General features: G+C 50.9%; 14 protein-coding genes. 1 reads left to right on the top strand and 13 read right to left on the bottom strand.

The window, feature by feature from the left end:
- Positions 1-28: 28 nt before the first annotated feature.
- The 3 genes from recG to LK436_RS10320 all read right to left on the bottom strand — a co-directional run bounded on the left by recG (position 29) and on the right by LK436_RS10320 (position 4,349).
- Positions 29-2,083, bottom strand: a complete 2,055-nt coding sequence (gene recG / locus LK436_RS10330; protein ID WP_044931453.1) for an ATP-dependent DNA helicase RecG — start codon at positions 2,081-2,083, stop codon at positions 29-31.
- 158 nt (positions 2,084-2,241) lie between these two features.
- A complete protein-coding gene (locus LK436_RS10325) occupies positions 2,242-3,972 on the bottom strand; it encodes a DAK2 domain-containing protein (RefSeq protein ID WP_021966571.1) in 1,731 nt (576 codons plus the stop codon).
- Between the two features lie 20 nt (positions 3,973-3,992).
- Positions 3,993-4,349, bottom strand: a complete 357-nt coding sequence (locus LK436_RS10320; RefSeq protein ID WP_015574219.1) for an Asp23/Gls24 family envelope stress response protein — start codon at positions 4,347-4,349, stop codon at positions 3,993-3,995.
- A gap of 194 nt (positions 4,350-4,543) precedes the next feature.
- Between LK436_RS10320 and rpmB the strand changes: the two genes are divergently transcribed.
- On the top strand, positions 4,544-4,729 hold the full coding sequence (gene rpmB, locus LK436_RS10315) for a 50S ribosomal protein L28 (protein ID WP_083794769.1): 186 nt from the start codon (positions 4,544-4,546) through the stop codon (positions 4,727-4,729).
- A 189-nt stretch (positions 4,730-4,918) separates the two neighbouring features.
- Here rpmB and LK436_RS10310 read toward each other — a convergent pair whose 3' ends face one another.
- From LK436_RS10310 to gmk, 10 genes are all read right to left on the bottom strand, one after another.
- The gene (locus LK436_RS10310; protein WP_008398121.1) at positions 4,919-5,056 is read right to left on the bottom strand and encodes a hypothetical protein; all 138 of its coding nucleotides are present in this window, start codon (positions 5,054-5,056) and stop codon (positions 4,919-4,921) included.
- Between the two features lie 207 nt (positions 5,057-5,263).
- A complete protein-coding gene (locus tag LK436_RS10305; RefSeq protein ID WP_008398119.1) occupies positions 5,264-6,721 on the bottom strand; it encodes an alanine/glycine:cation symporter family protein in 1,458 nt (485 codons plus the stop codon).
- 486 nt (positions 6,722-7,207) lie between these two features.
- On the bottom strand, positions 7,208-7,621 hold the full coding sequence (locus tag LK436_RS10300) for a GerW family sporulation protein (RefSeq protein ID WP_008398117.1): 414 nt from the start codon (positions 7,619-7,621) through the stop codon (positions 7,208-7,210).
- Positions 7,622-7,625: 4 nt separating this feature from the next.
- Positions 7,626-8,723 (bottom strand): hypothetical protein, encoded by a 1,098-nt coding sequence (locus tag LK436_RS10295; RefSeq protein WP_008398116.1) that lies wholly within the window; start codon positions 8,721-8,723, stop codon positions 7,626-7,628.
- Between the two features lie 9 nt (positions 8,724-8,732).
- On the bottom strand, positions 8,733-9,050 hold the full coding sequence (locus tag LK436_RS10290; RefSeq protein ID WP_015574222.1) for a hypothetical protein: 318 nt from the start codon (positions 9,048-9,050) through the stop codon (positions 8,733-8,735).
- A gap of 127 nt (positions 9,051-9,177) precedes the next feature.
- On the bottom strand, positions 9,178-10,422 hold the full coding sequence (locus LK436_RS10285; RefSeq protein WP_008398114.1) for a competence/damage-inducible protein A: 1,245 nt from the start codon (positions 10,420-10,422) through the stop codon (positions 9,178-9,180).
- A 2-nt stretch (positions 10,423-10,424) separates the two neighbouring features.
- On the bottom strand, positions 10,425-10,967 hold the full coding sequence (pgsA, locus tag LK436_RS10280) for a CDP-diacylglycerol--glycerol-3-phosphate 3-phosphatidyltransferase (protein ID WP_008398113.1): 543 nt from the start codon (positions 10,965-10,967) through the stop codon (positions 10,425-10,427).
- Entirely contained in the window at positions 10,951-12,291 is a 1,341-nt protein-coding gene (gene rimO / locus LK436_RS10275; protein ID WP_008398112.1) for a 30S ribosomal protein S12 methylthiotransferase RimO, read from the bottom strand. The genes pgsA and rimO overlap by 17 nt, the downstream gene beginning before the upstream one ends.
- A gap of 112 nt (positions 12,292-12,403) precedes the next feature.
- Positions 12,404-12,664 (bottom strand): DNA-directed RNA polymerase subunit omega, encoded by a 261-nt coding sequence (gene rpoZ, locus LK436_RS10270; RefSeq protein WP_015574225.1) that lies wholly within the window; start codon positions 12,662-12,664, stop codon positions 12,404-12,406.
- A gap of 103 nt (positions 12,665-12,767) precedes the next feature.
- Positions 12,768-13,403 carry a guanylate kinase gene (gene gmk / locus LK436_RS10265; protein WP_008398110.1) on the bottom strand — a complete coding sequence of 212 codons (636 nt, stop codon included), beginning with the start codon at positions 13,401-13,403 and terminating at the stop codon, positions 12,768-12,770.
- Between the last annotated feature and the right edge of the window lie 32 nt (positions 13,404-13,435).

Here is a 13,435-nt window from a genome sequence, read left to right as displayed (position 1 = left end):
TCCGCTTTCGTTTGTCACCTTTTTCCGGCTACAGGTTCAGCCGGCTGTAGCTCTCCTCCAGGTATTCTCCCAGGCGCTTTCCAAGCTCTCTGTTCTCCTCTCCGGACAGATCCGGATCCGCGTCAAGAATCTCCCTGACCTCCTCCGACACGGTTTTTAACAGATCCGCGTCTGTGAAAATGTCTCCCAGCTTAAATTCCAGCTCTCCGCTCTGGCGGATTCCGAAGATGTCTCCAGGCCCTCTCAGCTTGAGATCCTCGGAGGCAATGAAAAATCCGTCGTTTGACTTGTTTAAGATCTCCAGCCGCTTCTGAATGCCCTCGTCTGAGGAAGCGTTTACCATAATGCAGTAGGACTGCTCTTTTCCCCTTCCCACACGGCCCCTGAGCTGGTGAAGCTGGGCCAGGCCGAACCGCTCTGCATTCTCAATCATCATAACAGTGGCGTTGGGCACGTTGATTCCAACCTCGATGACTGTTGTGGACACCAGCACCTGGATCTCACCTTCGGCAAACTGCTCCATCAGCAGATTTTTCTCCTTGGGCTTCATTTTTCCGTGCAGGTACTCGACCCTCACAGACTCCGGCAGGTTTTCTCTGAGCTTTTTTGTGTAGTCCACCACATTTTCCGCCTCTATCATCTCACTGGGTTCCACCATGGGACAGATGACATAGGCCTGGCGGCCTGCCGCCGCCTCCCGCTCGATAAACCGGTAGGCGTTCTTCCTGTAGTCCGTGCCCACCACGCAGTTTTTGATGGGTTTTCTGTTGGCCGGAAGCTCATCGATAATGGAAATATCCAGATCGCCGTAGATGATGATGGCTAACGTCCTCGGAATGGGAGTTGCGCTCATGACCAGGACGTGGGGTTCCGTTCCCTTGTTCCCCAGCATTTCCCTCTGGGCGACACCGAAGCGGTGCTGCTCATCTGTAATGACGAGAGCCAGCTTGTCATAGATGACCTTCTCCTGGATCAGCGCATGAGTTCCCACAATAATGTCCGCCTCGTGGCTCTCGATTTTCTGGTAGGCCATGCGCTTTTCCTTTGCCGTCATGGAACCGGTCAGAAGGATCGCTTTCTTCTCTATGCCGTGGGCGGCAAACAGTTCCTCCATGGATTCCAGATGCTGCCTTGCCAGCACCTCCGTCGGCACCATCAGCGCTCCCTGATACCCGTTGTATGCCGCCTGCAAAAGAGCCAGGATCGCGATAATCGTCTTTCCGGAGCCCACATCTCCCTGCACCAGCCGGTTCATCACCTGGCCCCCTGACAGATCCGCGTACACCTCTTTTAAAACCTTCTCCTGAGCCTTTGTGAGACTGTAGGGAAGGCTGTCCTTCAGCCTCTGCACCTCAGGCCTGGGCTCCATCACATACAGGCTCTTGGTGTCAGCCTTCTTCTCCTTCAGAAGTCTGACAGAGAGAAGGAACATGAAAAATTCGTCAAATACCAGGCGTTTTCTGGAAAACAAAAGCTCCGCCTCATCTTTCGGGAAGTGGATATGTTCCAGAGCAAAGTTGTACTCTGCAAGCTCGTACTTTTCCCTGAGCCGTTCAGGCATGTAATCCCTCTCCAGCTCTCTCTCAGAGAGGGCCTGGGCCACTGCCTTTGCGATGGTCTTATTTCCAAGCCCCTTTGTCTGGCCGTACACCGGCTGCATGGAATGCACAAGGGCGCTGTACTGAGCCGGCCGGTATATCTCCGGCTGCTCCATCACCAGCTTTCCTCTCTTCTTTGCCACCTTTCCCCTGAACACGAACCGCTCCCCTGCCTTCAGGGTGGAGCGCAGAAAGGGCATATTATACCAGTTGAGCTGTACGGTTCCCGTCTCATCCCTCAAATGCACCATAGTCACCTGCAGATGGCTGAATCTGACCACGTCTGCTGTTTTTGTGAGGACCCCCTCCACCGCAGCTGTGGTTTCCGGCACAAGGCTTTTAACAGGCTGCGGCTCTCTGAAGGCGTCATACGCCCTGGGATAATAGTGCAGCAGTTCCTCCACATTGGTTACATTCAGCTTTGAAAAGAGTCTGGCTGTCTTTTCCCCGACTCCCTTAATTGCCGTCAACGGCTGTCTGTCCATATCCTGTCCCCTCACCTTTCCAGCACACGTTTCCTTCCGGCAGAACAGGCCCCGGCATCTGTTTTCAGACACTGGGGCCTCCCTTGCTTTCTGCTGCCTTTTGCTGTGCAGCATATATCAGGCTGGAAATCCTTTCTCTCTGCCGTTTCCGGCTTTCTCTATTCCACAGAAATTATATAATAGTAGACGGGCTGACCGCCGTAATGAAGCTCTATCTCGCAGTTCCCGAACCGCTCCTTTGCAGATGCCAGCAGGGTGTCCGCATCCTCCTGTTTTACGCTCTCGCCGTAGTAGATGGTGATAAGCTCAGATTCTCCGTCCACCATAGCCTCCAGCGTGTCAAGAGCCGTCTGCGTTACACTTGCGCCCGAGGCGAGAAGCCCGCTGTCGCCAAGCCCTATAATATCCCCCTCGCCGATCTCTTTTCCGTCGATGGAGGTGTTTCTCACCGCATAGGTAATCTGTCCCGTCCTGACCCGGCCCATCTCCTGTCCCATTATTTCCAGGTTCTCCTTTACAGGGAGATCCGGGGCAAAATTAATTAAAGCCGTGATTCCCTGGGGAACCGTCTTCGACGGAACCACCACTGCCTTCCGGTCAGAGACAAGACCTGCGGCCTGCTCCGCTGCCAGAATAATATTTTTGTTGTTGGGGAGAATGTAGACATTTTCCGCATTGACCTGTTCCACAGCTTTCTGAATATCTTCCGTGCTGGGATTCATGGTCTGACCTCCCTCAATCACCCAATCAGCCCCGATGCCTCTGAAGATTTCAGTCAGCCCTTCTCCGGCGCAGACGGCGACGAATCCCGCCGGCCGGCGGGGCTCAGTCTTCTCCTTTTCTTCTCTCTCCTTCTGCTCCTTCGTAAGGCGCTCTGCGTCCCGGATCAGCCGTTCCTCATGCTCTTCCCGCATATTGTCAATCTTAATCCGCGAGAGGGAGCCAAAGGAGAGGCCCTTCTGGACAGCCAGTCCCGGATCGTTCGTGTGCACATGCACCTTCACCAGCTCCTCGTCGGCCACCACCACCAAAGAGTCTCCGATGGATTCCAGATACTGTTTAAAATCTTTCTCCTGTGCCTCTCCAAATTCACCTTCCAGATTGATGATAAACTCCGTACAGTAGCCAAATTTGATGGTGGATTCCTCCTGCACAGGCGCTTCTGAAGTTCCCGAAGCTCCCGGCTTTCTCTCCCTGTAAGAGGCCTCTGAGGCCCCGTAAACACTGCTCTTCTCTCCTGAACCATCCCCGAAAGAGTCCTTTAGAGGAACGCTCCCCCTCAGGCCATCCACACATCCCTTGGCAAGCTGCATCAGCCCCTGGCCGCCGGAATCCACTACTCCCGCCTGTTTCAGCACCGGGAGCATCTCCGGCGTCTGGCTCAGCACGTAATCTCCGTGCTCGATGACGCGTCCGGCAAACTCAAGGATATCGTCAATCTGCGGCGCAAGCTCCTGCGCCCTGTCGGCCATCCCTCTGGCCACCGTCAGAATCGTTCCCTCCTTGGGTTTCATAACCGCCTTGTAGGCCGTTTCTGTCCCCCTTCTGAACGCTCTGGCAAGACATTCTGTGTCAATGGTCTCACAGGCCGAGATTTCCCTGGTAAATCCTCTCAAAAGCTGCGACAGAATCACCCCTGAATTTCCTCTGGCCCCCCGAAGGGAACCGGATGAAATAGCCTTCGCCAGGAGCTCCATGTCAGGGTTCTCAATCGCTGCCACCTCTCTGGCAGCCGACAGAATCGTCATTGCCATATTCGTTCCTGTATCACCGTCCGGCACGGGAAACACATTCAGCTCATTGATCCATTCTTTCCTGGCCTCCAGCGCCTCTGCTCCTGCCAGAAACGCCTGTTTCAAGGCCTCGGCATCCATATAATTCATACCCACAGGCACTATCCTCCTTACAATCAGTCAATCACCCGCACGCCCTCGACGTATACGTTGATCTGCTCTACCGTCATTCCGGTCAGATCCTCTACTTTATATTTCACACTCTCCATCAGATTGTCCGCTACAGCCAGAATGCTGACACCATAGGATACAATTACATGAAAATCAATGCTGATGACATTTTCACGGATTGCCACATTGATGCCCTTAGTCAGGCTCTCTCTTTTTAAAAGCCTTGCAAATCCGTCCTTTACGCTGACAGCCGCCATTCCTACAATACCAAAGCACTCTACAGCCGTTGTACCTGCATACAGCGCGATCACTTCCGGTTCAATCTGAATCGAGCCAAATCTGTTGTCAATATGTCCCTTCATAGCCCAGCCTCCATTCTTTTTTGAGGTTCCGCCCCCGGCAGGCACCCTGCCCGGCTATTAGTGATTATAACTTATTTTCAATAAAAAAGAAACAAATTTTTATTTTTCACTTGCAAATTTGGTGTCTTTCTGCTATTATACAGTTGTTGTGGATTTTTACGCAAAATCCGATGAACGGTAGAGGAGGTGCAACCATGGCTAAATGTGCAATCTGTGAAAGAGCTGCTCACTTTGGTAATGCAGTAAGTCATTCCCATAGAAGATCTAACAAAATGTGGAAAGCAAATGTTAAGTCTGTTAAAGTTAAAGTAAACGGCGGAGCTCAGAAGATGTATGTATGTACTTCTTGCTTAAGATCCGGTTTAGTTGAGAGAGCATAATTCCTGTGCGGCTCAGCGTATAAAAGAGGAGATAAAATCACTCGGATTTTATCTCCTCTTTTATATTTTGCGGCGCCTCTCCATGCAGCTGTCCCGGAACAGAGTGTCTCCTGTCTGTCAGACTCCTGCCCTTTCCCTGCAGCCTGCAGGCCCGCCGTTCCGAAAGGGTTCTCCCCCCTCTCATTTTATTTAACCGCAGAACAGATTATAGCCAATAACCAGACATACTACTGTCACACATACCCAGAAAAAGCTCTTGGGAAAGATCAGAATCAGCGTCATTCCGGCTCCCATGGAAAATAAAATTAATCCGCACAAGCGCTTCATGAAAGTCCTCCTGATGCAGAAAAATCCTGCATACTATATAGTATGCAGGTGCGTACGCCATATTCTCTGTTCTTTCTGCGCTTCCTGTGACAGCAGCAGAGGCCGGACGAAAATCTTTCGCCCGGCCTCTGTCTGTCTGAGCTTTTCATTCTCTATGTACAGAACTTCTGCCTGAACTTTTTTCAGCTTTCCTGAGCAGAATCCCGCCTACCTGCTCTCATCCTCAGGATGGTTTGGCAGGAAGTTGGTTCTATAGTCCTTGTAAGTCTTCTTAACCACTCCTGTCAGAGCGAACAGACCGATCACGTTCGGCACTACCATCAGGGAGTTGAAGCAGTCGGACATGTTCCAGATAGTTGAAACCTTCATCAGGGATCCCAGAACGATGAACAGGCATACAAAAGCAATGTATGGCTTTACCGCCTTCTCGCCAAAGAGGTACTTCACATTCGTTTCACCGAAGAAATACCATCCAAGGATTGTGGAAAATGCGAAAAACAGCATGCAGATAGCAATAAAGATGGAACCGAAGGAACCGAATGCAGAATTAAATGCAGTCTGTGTCAGTGCGATGCCATCCAACAGCTTCCCGTCCACATATGCCGGGGAGCCTGGCTCCAGCATCTTTGTTCCGATAATAACGAATGCAGTCATGTTTAATACAAGGATTGTATCGATAAATACGGAAACGATTGCCACCTGGCCCTGCTGACACGGATGTGCAACATTCGCCTGTGCATGTGCGTTAGGTGTGGAACCCATACCGGCCTCGTTGGAGAAAAGGCCTCTGGCAACACCCTTCTTCACTGCCTCTTTCATGGCTACACCGAAAGCGCCGCCGCATACTGCACGCGGGTTAAATGCGCCTTCAATAATGGAAGCAAACATGTAAGGAATATTCTGGAAGTTCATGAGAACGATGATCAGTCCGCCTGCTAAGTAGAAGCATGCCATAATCGGAACCAGCTTCTCAGTGATCTGTGCGATACGTGAAATACCGCCGCCGAAGATCATCCATGCAACAATTGCAAGAAGAATTCCCACAATAATCTTGTCATAGGGGATCTGCTGTCCAAATAAGGTGAAGCTGCCTACGCCTGAGAAAAATGCGGTGTGGAAAGCGTCTGTAATGGAATTCGCCTGAACAGCATTTCCGAACAGTCCGAGTGCCAGGGTAATCAGAACCGCAAAGATTCCGGCAAGTACTTTACCAAAGGTTCCTGTAAAGGCTGCTTTGATGTAGTATACCGGACCGCCTGTAGGCTTTCCGTCAGGGCCTGTAGTTCTGTATACCTGTGCAAGAGTGGCCTCGCAGAAAATTGTGGCCATACCGAGAACTGCAGAAACCCACATCCAGAAGATAGCGCCGGGACCTCCGGCTGCAATCGCTGTAGCTGCTCCGGCCAGATTTCCTGTACCTACCTGAGCTGCAATCGCTGTGGTCAGAGCCTGGAAGGAAGAAATACCGTTGTTTCCCCCTGCGCTTTTATCCTTCTTCTTGAAAAGGCCTCCGAACACTCTGCGCCAGCCGTTTCCAAACTCACGGAACTGAACAAAGCCGGTCTGGATGGTAAACCAGATTCCGCCGCCTACCAGTGCCACCAACAGGACATAGCCTGTCAGTATGTCGTTTGTACCCAAAAGGATTTTGTTAAATAACTCCATACGTTTATCTTTCCCCCTTTTTATAAAATATGAAGTTTATCTCTGATCTATCACCCCGTCATTTTGCTCATGCGGTGTGATACAATCATTAATTTGTTATTATTATATCATACGCGTCATGAATTGTCTTGTTTTTTTTGTGAAACATTGCTATTTTTTGTTATACTTCTGGTTCTATTTTTGTTTTTTTTATATATGTTTTCAGTTTTTGCGAACTCCCTCGACTATGCTGTTAAAATTATGAAAGGATTTTATTTTTTCTGCAATTCTCCCTCTGTTTCTACAATTTGGAATGTTTTTTGCTGGAACAGGCAGTTTTCAGTTCAAAGCTTCTCTCTCCTCCCCTCTTTTCTCCGCTGTCTCCTTTGTTTTTTGACAAAAAAATAACAGGAAACTTTCAAACAGGCGGACACCAGAATTTGAACATTTCCTGTTTTTTCCTTTGTATTTTTCCTTCGCTTCTTTTCCTTCGCCTTTCCTGAGTCTCTACGGCTGCTTCTCCGCACTTTCATCCCCGGTCTCGAAGGAGGAAGCCATCTTCTCTGCCCTCTTCACTGCCTCCTGAGACGGTCCTCCCGCAAAGCGGTTCACAAAGTCAGGAACCATGTCAATGATTTTCGTGACTGCATCCTGATGCTTTACATTGACCAGCTTAGTCACTCCGTTCTGTATCACGAGAACTGCGCTGGGGCTGATCTTTGCGCTCATTCCCCCTGCTCCGTTATTTTTGGACGACTGATTAAACGCTCCTGCAGCCATCCCACAGGACACATCCACTAACGGCAGAATAATCGCATCATCGATCTTTACTGCCTCGCCTACTACGGTTTTTGTAGTTACAAAACTGTCCATACCCTTAAACAGGGCCTCCACGGTGGACGAAAACTGATTATCTGCCATTCTCTTATATTCCTCCTTCTCTCAGGAACTGTCTTAGCAGACGCCTGAAATTTTTGTCAAGTAATATCCTGAGCCCAAAGGCTGCAAATGAGCCGAGGCGCAGCCCTCCCTTCAGGGAGAACTCTCCCTCCAGCCTGTTTTCATCAAATACAGGCGTCAGTACAAAGGTTTTTCCGTACAGAGGATAGAACACCGCCAGAACCGTCAGGATCTTTCCCATCAGATAGGGATCCTCCACACCGAAGCTCAGCTCTCCTCGGAGTCTTGGCAGAAGACGGCGCAGCAGACGTTTGGCGCTCCTTAGAATCAGCCCCGCTGTCTTCCTGTTTTCCTCGTCCTGCAGCAGAGCTGTCAGCCTCTCTTTCTTTCGGGCCAGCTCATAAAGCCTGCGCCTGAATTTCCGGAGAGCTTTCGCCATCCGGTTCTTCTTCTGTCTCAGCCTGGACACAATCCTGCCGGCCCAGGCGAGCAGGCGGCTTCCGGGTCCGCCTGGGCTGCCGCCTTCCCGCCAGCTGTCCTCTGAATGGTTTTCCGGCTTCTTCTCCGGCGGTTTTGGAGGAACGCTGCCGCGCTCCCGGGAAGCCTTCTTTACGGGAATCTCTGAAGGCGCCTCGAAAATTGGGGATTCCCCTGGCAGGCCTTCCTCCCGGCCTCCAGGTCCAACGGGGTCTATTCTGTCCTCCAGAGCTGTCACAGGTTCTCCGGCATCCATCGCTCCCCTCACTTTTTCCGGCGTTTCTTTTTCCGGAGTCTCATTTTCCGCTGCCTCCGTTTCCCCGCTTTCCTTTTCTTCCGTCTCTTTTTCTTCGTCTTTCCCTTTTTCCTCTTTTCTCTTAAAAAGCCGGAAGCCCAGAAGCTTTACTTCTGTCTTCAGTCCCTCCTCGTCCCCCTCGGGGCGGTTTTGGTATGAAAAAGAGACGCTGATCAGGCGAAACAGCCAGGAAATACGCCCCTTGGCATGGATTTCCCCATGCAGCGACGCTTCTGCCCGGTAGCGGATGGGAACCAGAAGCACGGCAAGGGCAATGGCTAACAGAAGCCCCAGCACGGCAAGTATGAGAAATAAAATGATTTTCAGGATTAGAAATACAATATGAAGCATGTTTCCCACCTACCGCACATTTTTCAGCAGATACTGCTTTACATCAAAGCCTCCCGTAGCCCTGTAGACCTCATTTACTATCTGACCGGCCAGCAGACAGGCGTCGTCATATCCGAGAGCAATCCCCACGATCAGAAGATCCTCTTTTTCATACCAGGGCCGGAAAATCTCAGAGCAGTGGTAAATATCAAGTAGATTATTTCCGCCTGACGCAGGTGTTATAACATATACACCAAGCTGAATTTTTTTCCGGCGCAGGTTCTGAAGGATTGTGAAACGCTTTCCCTCCGCCCGTTCTCCTGTGTATAAGCGCTCATAAAACTGCATCGTCTTGATTCCTCCCATAGGCTTGTGCCGTTCTCAGTCCAGGACCATTCAGGGAGCCTCATTTTGCTCCTAGGAAAGCGGCTTCATCGCAGCTTGCAAAATGGACGGGTATGAGAGTCAAAGGGTTTTAGGAAAACGCCAGAATCGATCTTCTCAGCAGATCCAGAGCCTGTACCACCGACTGTTCCCTGATTTTCTGACGGTTGCCCTTAAAATGGAATTCCTCCACCTGCACCTTGTCATTCATATAGCAGGCAATATAGACAAGGCCCACCGGCTTTTCCGGAGTCGCCCCGTCAGGCCCTGCAAGCCCCGTTATGGCCACGCACACGTCCGCATCTGTGGCAAATACGCCTCCCTTGGCCATCTCCTTGGCCGTCTGGGCGCTGACCGCCCCATACTTTCTGAGCGTGCTCTTGCTGACGTCGAGGTGTCTTCTCTTGGCCTTATTGGAATAGGTGACAAAGCCCTCCTTGAACACGTCGGAAACGCCCGGCACACTTACCAGAGTTCCCGCCAGAAGACCGCCTGTACAGGACTCAGCGGTGGTCACTGTAAGCTCGTGCTTCTTCAGAAGCTTTACCACCGCATCCTGAAGTGTCTCATTCTCATCTGTCGTGTAGACTGCATCGCCGAATCTCTTTTTAATCTCCTTCACCACCGGCTTCAGGAGCTTTTTCGCCTCCTCCTCAGAGGCAGCCCTGGCCGTCACCCTCAGATGAACCTCCTTGAGCTTTGCATACGTCGCAAGAGTGGGATTCGTCTGCTTGTCAATTAAGTCGAGGATCATCTCCTCCACCTTGCTCTCCCCGTAGCCGCAGATTTTAATCATCTGAGAGAGGATCACATCTGAGTTCTTATTCTGAAGATAAGGACAGAGCTGCTTTTCCACCATCGGATACAGCTCTCCCGGAGGGCCAGGCAGAAGAATTGCCGTCTTTCCATCCTTTTCAACTACCAGTCCGGGAGCCGTGCCGTTCTCATTGTCAAACACCACTGCCCCCTCGGGGATCAGGGCCTGCTTCCAGTTGCTGTCAGGCAGCTCCTCTTTTTTCCTTCCCCGGTAATACTCCTTTAGCCTCTCCTCCGTGTGCGCATCCTTCACGAGGGGAAGTCCCATCACCTTTGCGCAGGTCTCCTTCGTCAGATCATCTTCGGTAGGTCCCAGGCCGCCATTTAAAACCACAATATCCGAGCGGTTCAGGGCAGTCCTGATGACCTCGGAGAGGCGCTCCTCGTTGTCCCCTACCGTTGTCTGATAGTAGACGTTCAGTCCCAGCATAGCGCATTTCTCGGACAGATACCTGGCATTAGTATTCACGATATTTCCCAGCAGCAGTTCTGTCCCCACAGATACCAGCTCTACAACCATATTTATATGCTCCCTTCTGTCAGAACCTTATGGTTCTTCACAATGTAGTCCACCAGAGAGATGATGGTGAGCGCAAGGGCAATCCACACGCAGAGCGTTGTCAGCAGAGCGAGAGACGGAATGTCCAGAATCAGAAGCACCACCGCAATCATCTGGAAGGTAGTCTTAAACTTGCCCCAGTAGCTTGCCGCAATCACCACTCCGTTGTCGGAAGCCACCAGACGGAAGCCGCTGATGATAAACTCGCGGCTGATAATGATAATGACCATCCAGGCCGGGAGCTCTCCCAGCTCAATCAGGCAGATAAGGGCGGAGCAGACTAACAGCTTGTCCGCCAGCGGATCCATAAATTTGCCAAAATTTGTCACCAGGTTATATTTTCTCGCAATCTTTCCGTCCAGAAGATCCGTCAGGCTGGCCACAATGAAAATAGCCAGGGAGATCAGGCGGAAGGTCTGGTTCTGCCCTCCTTCCCACAGAAGGAAAAATACAAAAAACGGAATCATAATCACACGCAGTACAGTTAATTTATTTGGCAGATTCATAGCACATCTCTCCTATCAAATCATAATCAAGGGCTCCTGTGACTCTGACCTTGCAGAAATCTCCTGACATCAGGGGCTCGTCGGTATTTACAAAGATAAGTCCGTCCACATTCGGGGCATCCATGTAGGTTCTTCCCACATAGGCGTTTTCATCGGCCACCTTTCCCTCTATCATCACATCGAGAATGCGGCCTACCATGCGCTCTGACTTTTCAAAGGCAATCTCCTGCTGAAGCTCCATGAGAGCGTCCCGCCGTTCCTCCTTTATCTCCTGGGGGACCTGATCGGGGAAGGATGCCGCCGGCGTATCCTCCTCAGCCGAGTAGGCAAACACGCCCAGCCGTTCAAACTCCATCTCGTCCACAAAGTCCATGAGGAGCTCATGATCCTCTTTGGTCTCTCCCGGGAAGCCTGCGATCAGGGTAGTCCGAAGGGCAATGTCCGGGATCGCCTCTCTTAAACGGGCAATGTTTCGTTTCAGCTCCTCCATCGTGGTTTTGCGGTTCATTCTCTTTAAGATCCGGTCGCTGGCGTGCTGAATCGGAATGTCCAGATAGTGACAGATTTTTTCCTCTGTGCGGATAGTCTCAATGAGCTCCTCTGTAATCTCTTCCGGATAGCAGTACTGGATTCTGATCCAGTAAAGCCCGTCAATCGCTGCCAGCTGCCTTAAAAGCTCGGGAAGCATCTTCTTCCCGTAGAGATCCACACCGTAGAGCGTCGTCTCCTGGGCCACCAGAATCAGCTCCCTCACCCCCTGCTCTGTAAGCTCCCTGGCCTGCTCAATGAGCCGTTCCATGGGAACGCTCCTGTAGGGTCCGCGAAGGGACGGGATAATGCAGTAGGTGCAGTATTTATCGCAGCCCTCCGCAATCTTCAGAAAGGCGTAGTGGCCTCCTGTGGTGACAAGCCGCTTCGCCTTCACATCAGGGAGAGCCGTAAGCTCGTGGAAGCAGGAAATGTGCTCCTCTCCGGAGAGAGCTTTTTTCAGCACATTGGAAATCTCATCGTAGGTGGAGGTTCCCAGAATTCCATCCACCTCCGGTATCTCCTGCATGATCTCCTCCTTATATCTCTGAGCCATGCATCCTGTGACGATCAGAGCCCTGCATCTGCCCTTCTTTTTAAGCTCCGCCATCTCCAGGATCGTGTTCACGCTTTCCTCCTTGGCGTCGTTGATAAAGCAACAGGTATTGATGAGGATAACATCCGCCTCATTTTCGTCGTCTGTAAACGTGTAGCCGTCCCTGTTTAACAGGCCCAGCATCATTTCCGTGTCCACCAGGTTTTTGTCGCAGCCAAGGGAAACACAAAGTATTTTCATAGTTCATCTCCTGATTCTGTTTGATAGGTTCCTAGGGAAACTTTTCCAGAAACTTTTCCCATAGTAAAAACGCCATCTCACGACCTGAAGCCATGAGACGGCCCTCTTTTCCTTAGAATTGAATATCATCCTCAGAGCTGTCGTCCTCGCTGACAATCTTTACCTTGGAATTGTAAAGCTCATCGATGGCAACAGACAGAGGCTTTCTGCTGGCAGATGCAATAGACGGATCCTCCTTGGCAATAAGCTGTCTGGCACGCTTTGCCGTGGCAATCACGATAGAATAGCGGCTCTGGATAATCGGATCAGCGCCCTCCTCCACTCCGCTGTTTACAACCTCCATCAGGTCGGTATAGGATGGTTTTAACATCATAATTATCATACTCCTTTTACTGTTTCATACTGTTTATTTTATATAGATTACTGCTGTCTCTCTGAATAACCGAAAGTCAGGCCCAGGGCCGGGACTCTTCTTCTCAGCCCTCATCCGATGTGAGATGCTTTACATCCTTCTGGACTCTGCTGATAAACTCCCTGTGGTTTTCCACCCGCGCTCTCTGACTCTGGATGAGGGTGTGAAGTTCCTCCACACAGCGGTCAACTGTGTCATTCACAATGACATAGTCGTACTTTGGAATATCCTCGGCTTCCTCCCCGGCTCTCTTCAAGCGGGCGTTGATGGTGTCCATATCCTCTGTACCCCGTCCGATCAGCCGTCTCTTTAACTCCTCTGCGCTCGGCGGCATGATGAACACAAGCATCGTCTCCGGGAATTTTTTCTTCACCTTCAGAGCACCCTGAATCTCAATCTCCAGCAGCACGTCCTTTCCTGCCTGGATATTGGAAAATACATACTCCTTCGGAGTCCCGTAATAATTATTCACATACTGGGCGTACTCAATCAGCTCATCCCGCTCAATCATGTCCTCAAAGGCCTGGTGCGTTTTGAAGAAATACTCTTTCCCGTCCGTCTCTCCCTCTCTGGGAGCCCTGGTAGTGGCGGAAACGGACAGCGCATAATTATCATATCTGGAAATGAGCGCCTTCATCACAGTTCCCTTGCCCGCGCCTGAAAAGCCGGACACTACCACTAATGATCCCTGATTGTCCATAGCAACTCTCCTGTCTGTTCTTTATGGTTAAA

It is taken from the genome of Clostridium sp. M62/1, assembly GCF_020736365.1.
In the GTDB taxonomy this organism is placed as follows: Bacteria; Bacillota; Clostridia; order Lachnospirales; family Lachnospiraceae; genus Otoolea; species Otoolea saccharolyticum_A.
The sequence above is the reverse complement of the archived record's forward strand: the minus strand, read 5'-3'. Positions and strand labels throughout refer to the sequence as shown.

Excerpts from the sequence above, each read along its gene's own strand:
- recG (WP_044931453.1), bottom strand. The coding sequence starts at position 2,083 with ATGGACAGACAGCCGTTGACGGCAATTAAGGGAGTCGGGGAAAAGACA.
- LK436_RS10320 (WP_015574219.1), bottom strand. The coding sequence starts at position 4,349 with ATGAAGGGACATATTGACAACAGATTTGGCTCGATTCAGATTGAACCG.
- LK436_RS10295 (WP_008398116.1), bottom strand. The coding sequence starts at position 8,723 with ATGCTTCATATTGTATTTCTAATCCTGAAAATCATTTTATTTCTCATA.
- LK436_RS10300 (WP_008398117.1), bottom strand. The coding sequence starts at position 7,621 with ATGGCAGATAATCAGTTTTCGTCCACCGTGGAGGCCCTGTTTAAGGGT.
- rpmB (WP_083794769.1), top strand. The coding sequence starts at position 4,544 with ATGGCTAAATGTGCAATCTGTGAAAGAGCTGCTCACTTTGGTAATGCA.
- LK436_RS10290 (WP_015574222.1), bottom strand. The coding sequence starts at position 9,050 with ATGCAGTTTTATGAGCGCTTATACACAGGAGAACGGGCGGAGGGAAAG.
- pgsA (WP_008398113.1), bottom strand. The coding sequence starts at position 10,967 with ATGAATCTGCCAAATAAATTAACTGTACTGCGTGTGATTATGATTCCG.
- LK436_RS10285 (WP_008398114.1), bottom strand. The coding sequence starts at position 10,422 with ATGGTTGTAGAGCTGGTATCTGTGGGGACAGAACTGCTGCTGGGAAAT.
- rimO (WP_008398112.1), bottom strand. The coding sequence starts at position 12,291 with ATGAAAATACTTTGTGTTTCCCTTGGCTGCGACAAAAACCTGGTGGAC.
- LK436_RS10310 (WP_008398121.1), bottom strand. The coding sequence starts at position 5,056 with ATGAAGCGCTTGTGCGGATTAATTTTATTTTCCATGGGAGCCGGAATG.
- gmk (WP_008398110.1), bottom strand. The coding sequence starts at position 13,403 with ATGGACAATCAGGGATCATTAGTGGTAGTGTCCGGCTTTTCAGGCGCG.
- rpoZ (WP_015574225.1), bottom strand. The coding sequence starts at position 12,664 with ATGATGTTAAAACCATCCTATACCGACCTGATGGAGGTTGTAAACAGC.
- LK436_RS10305 (WP_008398119.1), bottom strand. The coding sequence starts at position 6,721 with ATGGAGTTATTTAACAAAATCCTTTTGGGTACAAACGACATACTGACA.